Annotated in this window: 12 protein-coding genes; 2 read left to right on the top strand and 10 right to left on the bottom strand. The window is 59.1% G+C overall.

Translation table 11 applies throughout. The annotated features are described in order from the left end of the window. The first annotated feature begins 24 nt into the window (after positions 1–24). Complete coding sequence (locus tag bcor_RS00060; protein WP_033498487.1) at positions 25–1,071, top strand: glycosyltransferase family 2 protein; 1,047 nt, start codon at positions 25–27, stop codon at positions 1,069–1,071. Here the strand turns inward: bcor_RS00060 and bcor_RS00055 are convergent. Both bcor_RS00055 and bcor_RS00050 read right to left on the bottom strand, forming a co-directional pair. Continuing rightward, on the bottom strand, positions 1,035–2,390 hold the full coding sequence (locus bcor_RS00055) for a sensor histidine kinase (protein ID WP_033498486.1): 1,356 nt from the start codon (positions 2,388–2,390) through the stop codon (positions 1,035–1,037). The two genes, bcor_RS00060 and bcor_RS00055, sit on opposite strands and share 37 nt — an antisense overlap. Then, positions 2,387–3,103, bottom strand: a complete 717-nt coding sequence (locus bcor_RS00050; RefSeq protein ID WP_033491024.1) for a LytR/AlgR family response regulator transcription factor — start codon at positions 3,101–3,103, stop codon at positions 2,387–2,389. Before bcor_RS00050 ends, bcor_RS00055 begins: the two co-directional genes overlap by 4 nt. Positions 3,104–3,303: 200 nt before the next feature. Here bcor_RS00050 and bcor_RS00045 point away from each other — a divergent pair, with 200 nt between their 5' ends. Beyond that, positions 3,304–4,248, top strand: coding sequence for a DMT family transporter (locus bcor_RS00045; RefSeq protein ID WP_148301941.1), 945 nt, complete (start codon positions 3,304–3,306; stop codon positions 4,246–4,248). A gap of 59 nt (positions 4,249–4,307) precedes the next feature. Here bcor_RS00045 and bcor_RS00040 read toward each other — a convergent pair whose 3' ends face one another. From bcor_RS00040 to dnaA, 8 genes are all read right to left on the bottom strand, one after another. Then, positions 4,308–5,402 carry a VanZ family protein gene (locus bcor_RS00040; protein ID WP_238548551.1) on the bottom strand — a complete coding sequence of 365 codons (1,095 nt, stop codon included), beginning with the start codon at positions 5,400–5,402 and terminating at the stop codon, positions 4,308–4,310. A gap of 88 nt (positions 5,403–5,490) precedes the next feature. Beyond that, positions 5,491–5,946, bottom strand: a complete 456-nt coding sequence (locus tag bcor_RS07470; RefSeq protein ID WP_045920943.1) for a DUF3566 domain-containing protein — start codon at positions 5,944–5,946, stop codon at positions 5,491–5,493. 478 nt (positions 5,947–6,424) lie between these two features. After that, positions 6,425–9,178 carry a DNA gyrase subunit A gene (gyrA, locus tag bcor_RS00030; RefSeq protein ID WP_033498485.1) on the bottom strand — a complete coding sequence of 918 codons (2,754 nt, stop codon included), beginning with the start codon at positions 9,176–9,178 and terminating at the stop codon, positions 6,425–6,427. Between the two features lie 43 nt (positions 9,179–9,221). Further along, positions 9,222–11,261 carry a DNA topoisomerase (ATP-hydrolyzing) subunit B gene (gene gyrB / locus bcor_RS00025; protein ID WP_202961036.1) on the bottom strand — a complete coding sequence of 680 codons (2,040 nt, stop codon included), beginning with the start codon at positions 11,259–11,261 and terminating at the stop codon, positions 9,222–9,224. A gap of 261 nt (positions 11,262–11,522) precedes the next feature. Further along, positions 11,523–12,020, bottom strand: a complete 498-nt coding sequence (locus bcor_RS00020) for a DciA family protein (protein ID WP_033491027.1) — start codon at positions 12,018–12,020, stop codon at positions 11,523–11,525. Then, complete coding sequence (recF, locus tag bcor_RS00015) at positions 12,017–13,237, bottom strand: DNA replication/repair protein RecF (RefSeq protein WP_033498483.1); 1,221 nt, start codon at positions 13,235–13,237, stop codon at positions 12,017–12,019. The genes bcor_RS00020 and recF overlap by 4 nt, the downstream gene beginning before the upstream one ends. Positions 13,238–13,343: 106 nt before the next feature. Further along, positions 13,344–14,468 carry a DNA polymerase III subunit beta gene (dnaN, locus tag bcor_RS00010; RefSeq protein WP_033498482.1) on the bottom strand — a complete coding sequence of 375 codons (1,125 nt, stop codon included), beginning with the start codon at positions 14,466–14,468 and terminating at the stop codon, positions 13,344–13,346. A 411-nt stretch (positions 14,469–14,879) separates the two neighbouring features. Beyond that, positions 14,880–16,649, bottom strand: coding sequence for a chromosomal replication initiator protein DnaA (dnaA, locus tag bcor_RS00005; protein ID WP_033498481.1), 1,770 nt, complete (start codon positions 16,647–16,649; stop codon positions 14,880–14,882).

Below are 16,649 nucleotides of genomic sequence, written 5' to 3'. Positions count from 1 at the left end.
CATACACATGAGGTGATTCCGTTCATGACATCGTCCACACGAGCCGACGACCGACCTGTCATCACCTTCATCATCCCGGCCTACAACATGGCCGATCATCTGGATACCTGCCTGAACTCCCTACTGTCGCAAGCGGCCGAGGACCTGGAAATCATCGTCGTGGATGATGGATCGACCGACGACACAGCGAAGCTCTCCCACGATTATGAGGTAAGGCACCCTGGGATTGTTCGTCTGATCAAGCAGGAGAACAAGGGCCATGGCGGTGCGGTCAACGCAGGATTGTCACAGGCGCAAGGCCTGTATGTAAAAGTGGTGGACGCCGACGACTGGGTCGATACCGACTCCCTGGGACTCGTACTCGACAGGCTGCGGACCCAGGCCACCAGCTCGCATCCTGTCGATATGGTCGTAACCAATTACGTCTATGAAAAAGAGGGGCGGCACCACAAGCAGGTCATCAACTTCCGGAGCGTCATGCCGTCGGACAGGGTTCTGGATTGGAATCATCTCGGCAGGTTCGGAATGGCCCAGTACATGATCATGCACGCCCTGATCTTCCGCCGCGAGGTTCTGCAACGTGCCGCAACCCACCTGCCTGAGCATACATACTACGTTGATTTCATCTATTCGTATCAGCCCCTCCCCTATGTGACAAGCCTGATGTACCTGGATACGGACTTTTACCGCTATCACACAGGCCGTGAGGGCCAGTCCGTCCAGACCTCGGTCATGGTTTCCAGAGTGGACCAGCTGCTCAGGGTCAACGGTCTCATGGTCGAGGCCACCCCCGAGCCGGGCCAGGTGTCGGATGGGCTGTACCGCTACATGATTCACTATCTGGCCATCAACTGCGTGGTCACCTCGGTCTTCCTGATTCTGTCCAAGGATCCGCAGAATTATCAGAACAAGGACATGCTCTGGAGCCGACTGGAGGACCACTCCTCCGCCATTTCGCATGATGTGCGCTCGACCCTACTCTGCAAACTCATCAACATGCCGGGCAGACCGGGACGAGTGGCCATTCGGCTGGGTTACAGGGTGGCCGAGGCTGCTGTAGGCTTCAACTGACCATTGACCATGGGCAGGAGCACACACAGGTGGAACCAGTGGTCCTTCGCCCTCAGGGTCATCTCCCCCTGGTACTTGTGGGCTATATGGCGTATCGACTTGACGCCGTATCCATGCAGGACATTGTCCCTCTTGGTGGTGGCCAGTTCCCCGTTGGCCTTCCAGTTCAGGTGGGAGGCATAGGTGTTATCGATTTGCAGGACCGCGAATCGGTCCCTGGAGAAGAGTGCCACCTTGATCAGTCTGCGATCCGGATTGTCCACCTTCTTCAACGCCTCGATGGCGTTGTCCAGGGCATTGCCGAACAGGGTCGATACATCAATGGGGGTCATACCGGCCAGGAGGGACCCATCGGCCACCACAGTCAGGGTAATCCCACTGTCGGCACAGATGCGTTCCTTGGTCGACAGAACCACATCCAGGACGGGGTTGCCGGTGTGCTGCTGAGATCCGTACCGCTGTATGGAGGCCTCGAGTTCTTCGAAGTTGCGTGACTGCCTCTCAGGGTCGATTTCAGTCCTCAATGCGGCTATCTGGTGCTTCAGGTCATGAGCCAGCCGCCCCATCGCCTCAAGGTTCTCCTTTGACCGCATATACTCACGGTGCTGACTGTAGGCCCGGGCGTTGATGGAGGCCAGCTCGGCACTGGCCTGGTTCTCCCTGACCTGCTCTTGCTGGGCATAGAGCAGGGCGAAGCCGCACAGGTCAACCAGGGTCCTGATGTAGAAGACCTCCAGGCCGACCCGGCCCGAAAAGGGGGTATTGGTCGAAACGAAGCTCAGATTGGACATGGCGAAGGTGACGACCGATATGGTGGCCGCAATGAAAACGCTACGCCCGGGCGGGTCTATATCCCCGACACCGAAATTACGGCGCTCCCCCCACCAGGCAAGGAAACCGCAGCCGCCGTATATCGCCACCAGCAGGGCAATCGAAGCCGGCGCATGGATCGTGCTCGTGGGAGGACGCAGGAATGAGTCAATCTGCCAGTGGAGGGAGGCAATGAGCTCTGCCAGGACAAAGGCCCTTGCAAGCACGTAGGCACCGGTCAGGGCCTGCATGGAGGAGGCCAGCATGATGATGCTGTACATACAGGCCACGGCCACGCACATGCTGAAAATCCAGAAGGCTATGGGTAGCGACCCCGCCCAGTACTGGACCCCGATAAGTACACCAAGCCCTACAACCAGGACCGGTATCGTCCGTTTGGGCGGTTTACGGCAGCTGATGGACATGAGGTAGACCAGGCACGCCACCCATTCGCTGATGGCCGTGTACAGGCGCGGAATGTCAGGTAGGGCGTTGAGTATCTGGTTCATATACGGCCGCCCACGTAAGCGGCCAAAGCTGTCATGAAGGCCTTTTTCCGTGGGCGGCTGACCCTGAGTCGTTCACCGGTCGACATGATGCAGTCCTGGGACTCCATCCCGACCACGTGGGCCAGGTTGACCAGATAGCAGGAATTGGACCGGAAGAAGTCCTGATCGGCCAACTGGGTTTCGAGGTTTTTCAGGGTGGCCGTGATCGTCAACCGGTCAGAGAGGGTGTGCATGACGCAGCTGTGCCTGACCGACTCCACAAACACGATGTCACTGAGAGGCACCCGCCTTGACTTGGCTCCCTCGCTGACCAGGAGGGACCGTTCCACCCTGCCGCGTACCTGGGCTATGCACCGCTCCATTTCCTGGGAGAAGGCGAACCAGGGGAGCGGCTTGAGCAGGTAGGACAAGGCACCCACCTTGTACCCGTTGATGGCATACTGCGGCGCTGAGGTGATGAAGACTATGACGACCGAATCATCCCGCGAGCGCACACGGCGGGCAACTTCAATGCCGTCCATGCGCTTCATCTGAATATCCAGCAGGAGGATGTCGTAGATGGGGGAGTAGCCTTCAGCGAATTCCCTGCCGTCGTCGAAGACGGAAACGGCGAATTTCTCCTCCTTGTCCTTTTCATATTTATGGAGATAGTCCACCATGCGCTGGCTACTGATTGAATCGTCGTCCACTACCGCGATTCGAATCGTCTCCATGTGCCATCCTCGTTCCCGTGGTTCCTGCCGCATCCAAATGTTGGGCTCAGCGAATTTCGTATCCTTTATTATCACACATATGGTCTTCCATAGGGCATGAGGCGAGGCTCTTGCGCACAGGGCGGACAGGTTCAATCCCTACCATGGAGCGGCAAACGCACCGGCATCGGCGACCGGCCGTGAGCGATTAGACTTTATGTGTGCGTATCGTTGAGTCCCCCGTGTGGAAACCGTCACCCTGGCTGGCCAGATTCATGCTGATCCTCGCAGCTGCCGCCTGGGGAGCCGGGTACACCTTTGAGAAAATCGTCTTAGAGACCCTTTCCGTTCGTTGGTTGATGGGCATCAGACTCCTGTGTGCCTTGATTATCATGACACCCTTCCTCATGCCCCGGCTCCGGCGGGTGAACCTGGTCAACATGCTGGTCCCAGGATTGATTCTGGGGGTAACGTATTGGGCTGCATTCAGCCTGCAGACGATGGGACTGACCACAATCGCACCCGGGAGGAACTCCTTCCTGACTGCGATCTACTGTGTGTTCGTACCGTTTTTGGTCTGGATCATGACCAGACGACGGCCGGCCATACGAAACTTCGTTGCCGCAGCCATCTGCATCGTCGGCGTGGCTCTGATATCGCTGCCTGCCCATGGGGGAGTGGGGGAGATAGGGTTATCGCTGAGTATCGGAGACCTGTTGACCCTGGGCGGGGCGCTCCTTTACGGGGTGAACCTGGTCGTGACCGGCTTCCTGACCAAGGAGTTCGACGTCCCGACCCTGACCTACCTGGAGCTCTTCATCGCCGCCATCCTCTTTTTGGGATGTGCCCTCTTGTTCGATCCTGTGCCGGGCCTGGCCAATTTCCCTCCACGGACACTGTGGTCCATGGTTTATCTGACATTGGTTTCCACGCTGATTGCGCAGAACTTCCAGAACATCGCCTTCTCACAGGTACCTGCGGCCCAAGGTTCGCTGATTCTGTGCTCTGAGAGCCTGTTTGGGATGCTGGTCTCGGTTCTGGTCATGCACGAGGAGCTGGCTGGAACCCACCTGATCGGTTTCGCCGTCATCTTCATTGCCATCCTGATTTCGGAGGTCCGCATTCAACGGCACCCGAAGAAGACCAGGCAATCAGAATCATCCTGATGCCGTGCGGATGGCGTTGTTTCGGATATCCGCCCGGCAGACCGATTCCTTTACCGGGTTCAGCGCACTGCGGGGGAGGGCTGATGGGACCAGTCCTGCCCGGGCAGCAAGTCGTAAGGCATCTGCCGCTTGAACAGGTAGAAGATGAAGAGAACCACCGCAAGCAGGAGGGTCCATTGACGCATGGTTCCCGTCCATGGACCGAAGATGGCCAGAATCACCGCCGTGCGGAAGGCATAGAAGACAACCCGCGACCAGCCCCTTCGGACCTTGGTCTCCACGGTCATGTGGGTGAAGGTGGCACCCAGTGTCTTGCCTCTCCTGAGCAGGGGAATCAGCAGCTCAAAAAGCACGAGCAGCAACACATCCAGGATGGTCACCATGCCCCTCAGATGACTGGGATCCACCACCAGAAGACCCAACCGGTAACTTCCGTCCAGCTGATAGGTGGCCAACTTATGCACGGCATAGGTCAATCCCAACCCCAGTGACATGGAGAGGGTGTAGCACAGCACCAGGTCCACCGCCAGGGCCACACAGCGATGCAGGAAGCCCGGCCTGGTGACGAGTTCCGCCGCGTCGGTCTGCTTGGTGGGCAGAAGGCGGTTGACCACCAGGGCAACCAGATACCCGATCAGGGCACCGGAGGTGTTCCATATCAGGTCATCCACATCAAAAAGGCGGTAGGCGCACCCTACAAGACCGAAAGCCCCTGTGCCCTGGGCTGTTTCAATGAAGAGCGAGACCAGGAATCCGACCGGCAGGGCCAGTCGCAACCTCCACCGGCAGACCCTGCCCATAATGAAGCCCAGAGGGAGGAAGAAGACCACATTCAGCAGGATCTGGAGGAGGGCCATACGCCCACCTGCGCTCAGATCCGTCATGAACTGCAGAGGGTTGAGTTGGGGATGCAGGTGGTGGGTGGCACAGAACGCCTCCCTGTCGTCCGGCATCGGCCAGAGTGTGAAGAAGACCAGGGCAAGGAGATAGAGGATGACCAGGTAGGCCGTCAGGGCCGAAACCAGGCGTAGGCGGTGATAGCGGTTGTATATCAGGGCAAGGATGGGCAGCGTCAGCAGGAGCGAGGTAAGGGGCCAGAAAATCAGGGATATGCCGAAGGACCCGCTGAAATAACCCAGATATGTCGAAAGCACACCTCCAGCTTATGACAAGACCGCCGTCGGCGCGATCATTCCCAGGGAATGAAGACACCGGCGGCGGTCGGCACGGTAGTGCAAGAGGTCAGTCGTCACCCAGGGTCACATGGATACCACCCACCAGAGAGCTGACCATGTTATAGAGGAAGGCGAAAATCGTCACCAGGACCACAACCACGACAATCTTGAAAATAGAGTAGATGGTGACCGAACTCAATACCGTACCCAGGCTCATCACCTGGCCGAAGTCGAAACCACCGGCATCCAGGCCGGTCTTCGATACGACCTGGGTCAGATTATCGAAGAGCCCTATCATGTTGAGGAGAATCCAAAGCAGGGCCGCTGCCACCACCCGGATAATGCCTGCGGCAATGGACAGGAGGAAGGTGACCTTGGCCACCGACCAAGGATCCAAGCGTGTCAAGGAGAGCTGCATGCGCCTGGCCCTGGGAACATGGGGTTTTGAACCCGTCGAAGTCGATGTCCGAGCTTGAGCCGATGTGGAATCCTGGGCTGTGGTCCTGGCGGAACGCGCGGCAATCGGCTGAGCGGTGCTCTTGGCCCCGCCTGCAACCGACGACCTGAGCGGGGCCGGTACCGTACCCGCCACCGGTGCACCATTCCGAGCCAGCTTCGAAGCCGGAGCCGCAGACTTGCCCGAAGACGCCGAGGTCCTGCCTGGAGTCGACGCGGCGGCCGAAGCCGTTGACGTACCTGGCTGTGGCACAACAGATGAAGTCGAAGATGACGACCTGCGCTTGGATGGAGACGCACCTGTAGCCGATGACTTGCCGCCACTCACCCTGGGCCCGGTAGCTGACTTGTCAGACTGAACCTTAGCCTTGACCGTCTGAGACTTTTCAGCCTTGGCCTTTTCCTGTTTGTTCTGGCTCATCGGCACTCCTTGACTGTTGCGGACCCACCACCCGGGACCTGGATACCTGTATTGAGACTACCAACCTTTGTAGACGGGCCATCCCACCGGATGGGCGGCATTACACCGCCCATCGCAGCAGATGTCATTCCCCGTCACCCTCGGATCCGCTGTCGGCAGGGGCGGATTCGCCGGTACCCGTAGTGGCGATGGGCTGTTCCTGTGCAGCCAGGGGAGCGGCCTGGGCGATGACCTCGCCCTGATCGGAGGAGGCACCATCCGTCTCCTGGTCGGCCTCGTCCTTTTCGGCGTTCCTGGCAATCGAGAGAATCTCGTCACCCTTGTCGGGCTTGGCCAGTGTCACGCCTTGTGTGTTGCGTCCGGTCCGCTTGACCTCGGCCACGTCGGAACGGATTACCTTGCCTGACTTCATGATGGCCATGATCTGGTCATCCTCATCCACCACCAGGGCACCCACCAGTGATCCACGGCCTTCGACCATGGCAATGGCCTTGACCCCGTATCCATTACGTCCTTGGAGACGGTACTCGCTCAGGGCCGTACGCTTGGCAAAGCCCTCATCGGTGACCACCAGGAGGTCCTCGTCGGACTCCTCGGTGACAACGTCCATGCTGAGCAGTTCATCACCCTCGCGGAACTTCATTCCCTGAACACCGGTGGTCTGCCGGCCCATGGGGCGCAAGGTCTCGTCGTTGCCGGGGAACTTGACACTCATACCCTTGCGGGAAACCAGGATGATGTCATCCTTCGCGTTGCAGAGTGCGGCACCAACCAGTTCATCGGTCAGCACACCGTCCTGCCCATCTTCACCGCCCTCGGCCGCGCCGAGTTCCATCAGACGAACGGCGATCAGGCCGCCCTGGCGGGGCGAATCGTACTCGGCCAGGCGGGTCTTCTTGACCTTGCCGGACCGAGTGGCCAGGACCAGGTACTCCGCGTCGTCATATCCGTGCAGGGAGAGGACCTGTTCGATATTCTCGCCCGGACTCAGCTGGAGGAGGTTGGCCACATGCTGACCCTTGGAGTCGCGGGACCCCTCGGGCAGCTCATAGGCCTTGATCCGGTACACCCTGCCCTTGTTGGTGAAGAAGAGCAGCCAATTATGGGTACTGGTCAGGAAGAAGTGGTCCACCACATCGTCCTCACGCAGCTTGGTGCCGCGGATACCCTTGCCTCCACGGTGCTGCGCCCTGTACTCATCCGCCTTGGTCCGCTTGACGAACCCGGAATGGGTGACCGTGACCACAACGTTCTCGTCGGCAATCAGGTCCTCGACGTTCATCTCGCCCGAGTAGGGAACAATCTTGGTGCGGCGCTCATCGCCATACTTGTCGACGATTTCATCGAGCTCTTCGCCCACGATGGAGCGCTGACGTTCCGGATGGGCCAGAATGTCGTTGTAGTCCGCGATCTTGCGCATGAGTTCCTCATGCTCGTCCAGGATCTTCTGCCGTTCCAGAGCGGCCAGACGGCGCAGCTGCATGGCCAGGATGGCATCGGCCTGGACCTCGTCCACATCCAGGAGGTCCATCAGACCGGTCCGGGCCGATTCGACGTCCTTGGAGGACCGAATCAGGGCAATGACCTCATCGATCATATCCAGGGCCTTCAGGTACCCCTGGAGGATGTGATCGCGTTCCTCGGCCTCGCGCTTGAGGTAGCGGGTACGGCGCTCAACCACATCCAGCTGGTGGTCCACCCAATGCCTGATGAAGGCATCGAGGCTCAGGGTGCGCGGCACCCCGTCGACCAGGGCCAGCATGTTGGCACCGAAGGTCTGCTGAAGCTGGGTGTGCTTGTACAGGTTGTTCAGAACCACCTTGGGCACGGCATCACGCTTGAGCACCAGAACCAGACGCTGACCGGTACGGCCGGAGGTCTCGTCCCGCATGTCGGCAATACCCTGGATCTTCCCATCACGCACGGCCTCACGGATGGAGGAGGCAAGCCGGTCGGGGTTGACCTGGTAGGGGAGCTCGGTGACCACCAGGCACATGCGGCCACGGATCTCCTCGGTGTTGACCACGGCCCGCATGGTGATGAGACCACGGCCGGTCCGATAAGCCTGTTCGATGCCCTTGTGTCCCAGGACGGTTGCACCCGTGGGGAAATCAGGCCCCTTGATGATGCTAATCAGGGCATTGAGGAGTTCCTCCTTGGAGGCTTCCGGATGGTCCAGGGCCCAATGCACGCCCTGGGCGACCTCACGCAGATTGTGGGGCGGAATGTTGGTGGCCATACCCACCGCAATACCGGCCGAACCGTTGACCAGGAGGTTGGGGAAGCGGGAGGGCAGAACGGTCGGTTCCTGTGTCTTGCCGTCATAGTTGGGGATGAAATCGACCGTGTCCTTGTCGATATCGCGGACCATCTCCATGGCCAGGGGCGCCATGCGGCACTCTGTGTACCTCATGGCGGCGGCCGGATCGTCGCCAGGGGAGCCGAAGTTGCCCTGTCCGTCGATCAGGGGGTAACGCATGGACCAGGACTGGGCCAGTCGCACAATCGTGTCGTAGATGGCCGCGTCACCGTGGGGGTGGTACTTACCCATCACGTCGCCCACAACGCGGGAGCACTTGTTGTATCCCCTGTCGGGGCGGTAACCGCCGTCGTACATGGCGTAGATGACCCGCCTGTGCACCGGCTTCATGCCATCACGGACATCGGGGAGTGCACGCTCCACAATCACGGAGAGGGCGTAGGAGAGGTAGGACTCTCGCATCTCCTGCTGCAGGTCAATGGGCTGAATCCGCTCACCCTGGAGAAGACCATAATCGGTGTTGTCCATCTCCTGGGGGCTCAGCGGTTCGCGCGACCCGTCGGGCAGGTTGATGCCCTCCTGGTCCGAACTATTGCCGTTGTTGTTGTCGTCTGCCAAAATCGATCCTTAACTCAAATGGTGAACAGAGGAGGCGTCCTGCTCAGGCGTCGATGAACCGTGCGTCATGGGCGTTGCGCTGGATGAAGAGACGGCGGGGTTCGACCTCGTCTCCCATGAGCATGGTGAAGGTCTCATCGGCCTGTTCGGCATCCTCGATGTGGATCTTCTTGAGGATGCGGTTCTCCGGGTCCATGGTGGTCTCCCAGAGCTCCTGGTAGCTCATCTCTCCCAGACCCTTGTAGCGCTGGATTCCCTCACCCTTAGGGAGCTGACGGCCGGAGGACTTGCCCTCGGCCAGCACCCTGTCGCGCTCGGCATCCGTGTAGACGAAGTCATGGGGGCCCTTGGTCCACTTGAGCCGGTACAGAGGAGGCATGGCCACGTACACGTAGCCGGCCTCGATCATGGGCCTCATATAGCGGAAGAAGAGGGTCAGGTTCAGGGTGGCGATGTGGGCACCGTCAACATCGGCATCGGCCATGATGATGACCTTGTGGTAGCGCACCTTGTTGATGTCGAATTCCTCGCCGTAACCGCCGCCGACGGCCGTAATCAGGGATTCGATTGTGTCGGACTTCATCATGCGGTCCAGGCTGGCCCGTTCCGTGTTGAGGATCTTGCCTCTCAGCGGCAGAATGGCCTGGGTCATGGGATTGCGGCCCTGAATGGCGGAACCGCCTGCGGAATCACCCTCCACGATGAAGAGCTCGCACTCCTCGGGGTTGCTGGACTGGCAGTCCTTGAGCTTGTCGGGCATGCCCGCCGTCTCGAAGATGGACTTGCGCCGGGTGTTCTCACGGGCCTTCTTGGCGGCAAGACGGGCGTGCGAGGCCTCAATGGCCTTCTGGATGATGCTCTTAGCTTCGGATGGGTGGGAATCGAACCAGTCGGTCATCCGCTCGGTCATCACCCGCTGCACAAAGGCCTTGGCCTCCGAGTTGCCCAGCTTGGTCTTGGTCTGACCTTCGAATTGGGGGTTGGTCAGTTTCACCGAGATGACGGCCGTCAGTCCCTCACGCACATCGTCGCCGGAAAGGTTGTCGTCCTTCTCCTTGAGGATGTTCTTCTCCCGGGCGTACCTGTTGACCATGGTGGTCAGGGCAGCACGGAAGCCCTCTTCGTGGGTTCCGCCTTCGGTGGTCGAAATCGTGTTGGCGAAGGTGTGGACCGACTCGGAGTAGGAGGTTGTCCACTGCATGGCGATTTCGGCCGATATGCCCATATCGAGGTCCTCGGCCTCGAAATCGATGATGTCCTCCTCGACCGGAGAAGCCTTGCGGACCTTGACCATATAGTCTACATAGTCCTTGATGCCGTTGGCATACTGATAGCTGACGGTCTGACCCTTTTCGTCCGGGTTCTCCTCTTCGCCGGCGACCTCGTCACCGGTCTCTTCATTGGGACGCAGGTCGGTAAGGGTGATGCGAAGCCCCTTGTTGAGGAAGGCCATCTGCTGGAAGCGGCTGCGCAGGGTCTCGAAGTCATACTCCGTTGTTTCGAATATCGCCGGATCCGCCCAGAAGGTGACCGAGGTGCCGGTATGCTCGTCCGGCCCCAGGGGTTCATCCTTGGAAAGGGGAGCGTTGGGGGTCTGGTCGCGGAAGCTCTGATGCCAGTGATAACCCTGACGCCGCACCTGAACATCGATGCGGGTGGAGAGGGCGTTGACCACGGAGATGCCCACGCCGTGCAGACCTCCGGAGACCGCGTAGCCGCCGCCACCGAACTTGCCGCCCGCGTGGAGCTTGGTCATGACCACCTCAACGCCGCTCTTCCCCTCGCCGGGGACCTCGTCAACGGGGATGCCACGACCGTTGTCGACAACGCGGATGCCGTTATCGGGAAGGATGGTCACTTCGATATGGTCCGCATACCCGGCGAGCGCCTCGTCTACCGAATTGTCGACGATCTCATAGACCAGGTGGTGCAGGCCGCGGGGACCTGTGGAACCGATATACATACCGGGACGGATGCGCACGGCCTCCAGCCCCTCCAGAACCTTCAGATCGCTGGCGTCATAATGACCAGGGGAGAGGGAGTCATCCAGCTGGGCACTGTCCAGCTGTTCCTGGGGCTTCAACCCCTCCTGCTCAGGTGAATCTTCAGACGGATCAGCATTAAGATCTGCCACGGTATTCCTTTCTGCACCTTCGCACCATCCCGGTAATCAGATACGTACACGGTTGCACGAAGGACTTTGCCATGGTCATTACATTCCAAATCGTCCATAAAGGGGTCTTGAAAGCGTTTGACCGTCTGTCCTATAGATTACCAGCCTTATATGACTTTGGGCTCTCAGAAAGCTCAGGAAGTACCTTGATTGATTCACTCCTCCTCGGAATCACCCATAGGTGTCGCGCACACCCCGGCCGGGTGGATCAAAACGTCCCCTCCTGAAGGAGTAGTTGTGGGGACCTGTCACCCTGACCTCCGTCACAGGCATCTGCAGGCGCTTGGAAATCGCTTCCTTGAGCTGTGGGACCAGGTAGGTCAGCTGGGTGGCCCATACCGTGGTCTGGGCCTGGACGACCAGGACACCGTCCTTGTAGGAGACCACCCGCGAGTGGGCGGCTATGCCGGGCCCAACCACCGTATCCCATCGGTTCCGTAGACTGGCCACCTTCATATGGGGCATCCATCCGCCACCGGTGGCCAAGGAAGTAATCACCCCGCCCAGGCGATTGGGATCCCTGCCCGGCTTGCCGAATTCAAACCAGGACTGGAGGGATCTCTCTTTCATATCCTTCTGCTTGGCCGCCTGGCGGGTGTACTCCTCGAAGATCCGTGCCGGAAGGAGACGTTGATCGAGATGCAGTGTTTCAACGACGGGAGCCCTCATGACCTGCCACTCTCCCGTACGGAACCGTTCCGGGTCAGATCCGCCAGGGCCTTCCTGATTTCCTCGTCCTGCTCCTGTTCGGAAGAGTCGGTCTTCAGGGAATCCACATCCACCAGACGGGCCCCATCCAGCGAGGGGATGTCCCCATCCGCCGCAGCGGTTATCAGAACCTGGTCCTGATCCCGGGCAAAGGCAAGGATCTGACTCCTACGAGCCTCGTCAAGCTGGGCGAAGACATCATCCAGGACCACAATCGGCCTGATCTGTTTGGACTGGATAATCACTTTGAAGAGGGCCAGTCTCAAGGCCAGGGCCAGGGTCCACATCTCGCCATTGGAGGCGAATTCACGGGCTGGCATCCCGTTCAGTCCGAAGACCAGGTCATCGCGCTGGGGACCTATCAGATTGGTTCCCCGGGCCACCTCACCCGGATAGATTCGTTGGAAATGAAGGCTGACGGCCTCCTCTACCGAACCTTCGGATACCGTCTGATTGCCGATTTCATCCAGGGATGGGGCATAGTCCAGGCTGGCTTCCTGACCAGGACCGGCAAGGTCGGCATACAGGGCCCTGAACGGTTCCGCGAGCGCAGCCACCAGGGCCACCCGCCGTCTGGTCAGGTCCAACCCCGCTCGAATGAACTGCCCGGTCCATATTTCCAGACTTGCAAGGATGGCATTGCGTTGGTCGGCCCCCTGGTCGCCCTGTTTGAGCAGCTGCCTGAGCAGGGTCGAACGTTGCTGGGCGATATGGGCGAAGTCCTGTCGGCTCCTGAAGTAGTCAGGATCCAGAAGGGCGCCGGCCTGGTCCAGGAAGGCGCGCCGGACCGAGGGTTCTCCCGAAACCATGCGCTGGTCTTCCGGCGAAAAGGCCACACATGGCACCTGACCCACCAGACTGCGCATATACAGGGACGGCCCGCCGTTGATACGGCCCCTTTTGGCCCCCTTGGCTACGATGGTCAGCTCGTAGTCGTCCGATTCACCGTCTCCCTGAACCCGTGCCCTGACCGTGGCCTTGCTCTGTCCTCGCTCCACCAGGGGCAGGGAGGAGGATACACGGTGGCTGGTTCCGGTTGAAAGGACCTCGATGGCCTCGACGAGATTGGTCTTGCCCAGCCCGTTCCTGCCCTTGAGGATGGTTACACCTGGTTCCAGATCCAGGAGGCATGTGCTCCAGGAACGGTAATGGTCCAGTACCAGGCGGGATATGTACACGGAACGCTTCCTCGGATGGGGGAGGCCCACTTGCCCTGCTGTCGGTTGCGGATTCCTCGAAAAGAGGTCCGCAACCGGTGCAGACCAAAAGCGGGCGGGTGACGGATCAGTTGTTGAATCGCATGGGAACCAGCAGGTAGCGATAGTCCATGGACTCATCGGAGTCCTTCTCCTGCTGCCCGTTGAACTCCACGGCCTTGACGGCCGAGGTCATCTTGACCCGGACGAACGGTTCGGTAATGGCGCTGAGACCATCAATCAGATAGCCGGGGTTGAAGGCCACGGTGATTTCCTCGCCATCCAGGTCCACGGGGAGGACCTCGTTGGCCTGGGCCTCATCAGCACTTCCTGCACTGAGGGTCACCTCCTGGCCTGAGAAGAGCATCCTGATCGGGGCATTTCGTTCGGCCACCAGGGCAACACGTTTGATGGCATCGATCAGCTCCTGGCGGGAGATGACCGCCTGAATCGGATATTCGTCCGAGAAAAGCCGATCAACGGCAGGAAACTCACCATCGATCAGCTGGGAGGTCGATATCTTCCCGGCGTTCTCAACGCCCATGATGGTGGGGTTGTCCTGCTCATAATCCATGACAACGTTCTGATGCTCGTCCAGGGATCGGGCGATGTCGCGCAGGAGGGAGCCTCGAATCAGCATGGAGGTGGAGAAGTCGTTGTCCTTCGGAGTCCAGGTGAAGCTGGAACGGGAAAGGCGGAAACGGTCGGTGGCGGTCATGACCACCTTGTCCCCGTTGATTTCGGTCTTGACGCTGGTCAGGACCGGTCGGCTCTCCTCACGGGAAACGGCGACGATCGCCTGGGAGATGGACTGCACAAAGGTCTCGGCATCCACCTGGCCCATGGTTCGGGGAACTGCAGGGAGGTCCGGATACTCTGTATCGGGCATCAGCTGCAGTGAGAAGGTCGACTTTCCTGAGGTGATGGTGAGCTTGGAACCCTCCGTCGACAGGTAGGTCTTCTGCGCAGGAAGTGACTTGGTTATGTCTGCGAGGAGTTTGCCCAGAACCAGTGCGGTTCCTGGTTCGTCGACTCCTGCTTCGATGTGGTTCCGTGCGGAAACCTCGTAATCGAAAGCGGAAAGTTTCAGTGTTCCATCGCCTGCTTCAAGCTTGATGCCGGCCAGGATGGGCGATGCCGGACGCGACGGGATGACGCGCGTCGTCCAGGCGATGGCGTCCGATAAGGCTGCTGAGTTGACTTCGACTTTCATGTGGGCCTTCTTTTCGATGAGTGATCTGGATTCATTCTATCGAACCGGTCTGCTTTTCAATCAGGACTGCCCTGGTTGTCTGATTGAGACGATGATGAGTTGCATAAATATTCATGAGTTCGTAGTAGTAAGCATGGTGGATTGTGTGGATAAGTTTTAATTTCCGTGCAACCAGGTGGATAAGAGCAGATTGGTGATTGTGGATAAGCTGGTTAGGAAGTGTGCATAAGAAGCCGATTTATCCACAGGAGCCGAGGAATTCTGAAATATCCACATTTTCAGGGTGCTTATTCGCGGGTACTCCACCACTTTTCCACGAAAAATCGGTGGGTTATTCCCAAGGTTTGCCCACATCTGGGGATAAGTGAGTGGATAACTTTTCTGATTCATCCCCCGCATACCAGCGTGTCGCTATGCGTTTGTGGGCTGTTTGAGTCTGACCGTCAACTCCATGACATAGTTGTAGATTTCCCGCTTCTCCTGCATCTCATTGGATATTCGGGTATAGGCATGCATGACCGTGGTGTGATCCCTGCCTCCGAAGACCTCACCGATATCGACCAGGGACATGCTGGTCATCTCCCTGGCCAGGTACATGGCAATCTGCCTGGCCAAAGCGATGTTCTTGGTCCTGGTGCGGCCCACGATGTCATCAAAGGTCAGATGGAAGTACTTGGCCACCTGGGTAATGATGTCGGTCGGCTTGATTTCTATGTCGGTTGCGAAGAAGTCCTGCAGGGTCTGTTCGGCCAGTGCCGGGGTGACCGGCTGATTGTTCAGGCTGGCTACGGCCGTGACCCTGGTCAGGGCCCCCTCCAGTTCCCTGATGTTCTCGGTGAACCGCTCGGCTATCAGATCCAGGACCTCGTTGGGGATGCTGACCCCGTTCATCGAGGCCATCATGCGAAGGATGGCCACACGGGTTTCACGGTCCGGGGGCTGGACATCGACGGTCAGTCCGGAATCGAAACGGGAAATCAACCGTTGCTCAAACCCTTTGAGGTTCTTGGGTGGAACGTCCGAGGCGATGACGATGCGCTTGTTGGCATCATGCAGGGCATTGAAGGTATGGAAGAACTGGTCCAGGGTAGCTTCCTTGCCGCCCAGGAACTGGATGTCGTCGATCAGGAGGACATCCACCTCCCTATAGCGTCGGTTGAACTCGGCGATCTGCCCGTTCCCCTGGGTGGAATTCTGGAGGGCGTCAATGAACTCGTTGGTGAATTCCTCGGAGTTGACGTATCTCACCCGGAGCGACGGATCCTTGACCAGGGCGTAATTTCCGATGGCATTGAGCAGGTGGGTCTTGCCCAGGCCCGAACTGCCGTAAATACAGAGCGGGTTGAAATTCTGCCCGGATCCTTCAGCCACGGCCAGGGCGACGGTTCTCGCGAAACGGTTGGAGTCGCCGGGGACGAAGGTGTCAAAGGTCGCGTTCTTGTTGAGATGGGTTTCGGAGTCCCTCTCCACCCTGTTCTGACCCATGGGGAACTGGGGGACCGAGAAGGGTTGGTGCTTCTGAGGTAGGGAGGTCTCACCCGGTTGCTCACCCTCATGTATCCCAACGGGAACAACGGAAGGCTGTTCAGCGAGTTCCGCCTGCATATCAAGGGTCATGGGTACATAGGTGCCCTGATGGAAGTCGCTGCTCGAAATAATCGGGGTCTTTTGACCGGTGTCCTGAGCGGCCCCTGCCTGGGAGACGGGGTTTCCCTGGTTCGGCTGCCATCCGGTTGAAGTCTGCTGCTCGCCCTGATCGGTTTGGGCCGGCTGGGAGGGCTGATATGAGGGAAGGGCATCAGCTTCCTTGGCTGCATCCGGCTGGGTGTTGGGGACCTGCCTGAATTCCCCGCTGCCCACGAAGCCTGCCTGAGGATTCTCGCCCTGTTCCGAATTGGCCTGCTGGGGGTAGACGATTTTGATGGCGGGGAACATTTCCTGATTGGTGACCAGTTGGAGGGCGTTGAAGAGGGGCTGGCTCAGCGGACCCTGTACCGCCTCCTGGGTTTCCCTTGAGGAGACACGCAACACGATAGTGGTGCCGAACACGGCCTCGGGGGTGATGTCCTCCAACCATCCCTTATCGCGGGAGGTGAGTGAGTTGCTGTAGCGAAGCACCTGCAGAACCGCGTCCCAGATTCTCTTGGCCTGGGCCGTGGCATCCAGCGGATCCTGCGCCAT

It is taken from the genome of Bifidobacterium coryneforme (assembly GCF_000737865.1).
Classification (GTDB): domain Bacteria; phylum Actinomycetota; class Actinomycetes; order Actinomycetales; family Bifidobacteriaceae; genus Bombiscardovia; species Bombiscardovia coryneformis.
Note: the sequence above shows the minus strand (reverse complement) of the source record. Positions and strands in the feature narration are given on the sequence as shown.